Annotated in this window: 3 protein-coding genes; 2 read left to right on the top strand and 1 reads right to left on the bottom strand. The window is 64.6% G+C overall.

Annotated elements, in window-relative coordinates; all coding sequences use genetic code 11:
• Positions 1 to 161 precede the first annotated feature (161 nt).
• Positions 162 to 464, bottom strand: coding sequence for a LysR family transcriptional regulator (locus V7Z54_RS09880; protein ID WP_334136243.1), 303 nt, complete (start codon positions 462 to 464; stop codon positions 162 to 164).
• Between the two features lie 125 nt (positions 465 to 589).
• Between V7Z54_RS09880 and V7Z54_RS09875 the strand changes: the two genes are divergently transcribed.
• Complete coding sequence (locus V7Z54_RS09875) at positions 590 to 1,405, top strand: hypothetical protein (protein ID WP_334136242.1); 816 nt, start codon at positions 590 to 592, stop codon at positions 1,403 to 1,405.
• A 175-nt stretch (positions 1,406 to 1,580) separates the two neighbouring features.
• Positions 1,581 to 1,995, top strand: a 415-nt coding sequence (locus tag V7Z54_RS09870; protein ID WP_334136239.1) for a porin, incomplete at its 3' end; no start/stop codon positions are given.

The following is a 1,995-nucleotide window of genomic DNA, read 5'->3' as shown; positions in this document are numbered from 1 at the left end:
GTCGCCCGCGCTCGGCCACGGTCGTCATCACCAAGGACGACGGCGGGGTGATTGGAACCTGAAATCGCGGCGGCAGCCGGCCACAGCTTGCCGTGTGACCCCGCTGCCGACGACAAGCCGGCCCGCCCGGGCCGGTTCTTTTTTGAGTAGCCGGCTTCGCTTCACGCCGCGTTGGCATCTGCATTGAGCTGTGCCACCATTTCGAGACGCAGCTGGGGATGGTGCTGCAATAGCGCTGGCACCAGAGGTGCGACCGGCACGCTGGCCACAACCGCGGTCGACAAGACCCGCAGCGGGCCGGCCACCGTGCGGCTGCGCTGCGCAATGTCCGCGTCGGCTTCGTCCCGATCGGCCAGGATACGCCGCACCCGCTCCAGGTAGCGGGCCCCTTTATCGGTCAGACTGACGCGGCGTGTGGTGCGGTGCAGCAATTGAACACCCAGCGTCGCTTCGAAATCGGCCACCGGCGCGTCTGGCCGTGCTGCTCGCCTGTGGGCGCAGGGCTGCACAGACCCAAACGCTGCGCTTCGTGGCCTTGGGTGACATGCCCTACGGCCCGCCTGACAAAAGCTACCCTCCCTACCGAGCCTTGATCGAGCGCGTCAATACCATCGCCCCGGCGTTCACGATCCACGTCGGCGACATCAAGGCCGGCTCCACCCACTGCAGCAACGAAGAGTTCGCTGCCCAGCTGGAGCACTTCGGGCGCTATCAGGGCGCGGTGGTCTACACCCCCGGTGACAACGAATGGACCGATTGCCACCGCGCCAACAACGGCGCCTACGACCCACTGGAGCGGCTGGCCACGCTGCGCCAGCGCTTCTTCACGGCAGGTCGCTCGCTGGGACAGAAGCCACTGGCGCTCGAAAACCAATCGGTGGTGATGCCCGAGTACGCCACCTATGTGGAAAACCAGCGCTGGTGGGCCGGCGACGTACTGTTCGTCACGGTGCACATTGTGGGCAGCAACAACAATTTCGAAATCCGTGACCCGAAGGCGGCCGCCGAGTTCTTCGACCGTGACCGCGCCAACGTGGCTTGGCTGCGCGCCGCCTTCGAGCTGGCCCAACAGCGCGCTGCGCGCGCATTGGTGGTGGCCATGCAAGCCGATCCGTTCGACACCGCACGCCGCGACGGCACATTCCCGGCCCACTCCGGTTTTGCGAACAGCATCGGGGCAACGCTGGTGCCATTGGCGGCACAGTGGGGCAAACCGGTGCTGCTCATCCACGGCGACAGCCACGTGCTGGCCTTCGACAACCCGTTTACCCACCAGCAAAAGCCTGTACTCAACCTCACGCGCTTGCAAGTACCAGGTGCGGCCGACGCGCGTGCCGTGGAAATCGCCGTGGATTGCAACGCTACTCAGCCCTGGACCATTCGGTTGTTCAGGCCCAACCCGTGACGATTGCCTCGATGTCGTTTCTGCGCAACACATGCGGGTCGATCCGGGTGGACTTCACAGACGAGTCATCGTCGGCGTTTGGAATGCCGTCGTGGCGTGGCCGCATCAGCCATCCATGTCTGGGGGGGCCCGACCTCCGGGTCCCGTGTTCTCTCAATCCGTGGAAACCGAAACGATGAAAAAATCACTCATTGCAGTAGCAGCCCTGCTGGCCAGCGGCGCCGCTTTGGCGCAGTCCAATGTCACCCTCTACGGGCGCGTGGACCTTTCCGTCGGCAACCTGAAGGACAAAGTCAAGAACACCTCGACCACCCAAATGTTCCAAGGCGGCGACGGAGGCCTGACCACCTCGCGCTGGGGTCTGCGTGGCACCGAGGATCTGGGCGGTGGCCTGAAGGCGGCGTTTAGGCTGGAAAACCGCTTCAATGCCGACACCGGTGCGTCGCAGGATCCCTACTTCAGGGGCGAGTCCAGCCTATCCCTGATGGGGGGGTTTGGTGAAGTCAAGCTCGGCCGCAGCGCCACGGTGTACGACGAGGTGCGTGGCCTCGGTCAAAGCCGTAACGTGTTTGACTCGGCCTTCACCCCGT

Origin of the sequence: Tepidimonas sp., from assembly GCF_036824975.1 — a bacterium.
In the GTDB taxonomy this organism is placed as follows: domain Bacteria; phylum Pseudomonadota; class Gammaproteobacteria; order Burkholderiales; family Burkholderiaceae_C; genus Tepidimonas.
The sequence above is the reverse complement of the archived record's forward strand: the minus strand, read 5'-3'. Positions and strand labels throughout refer to the sequence as shown.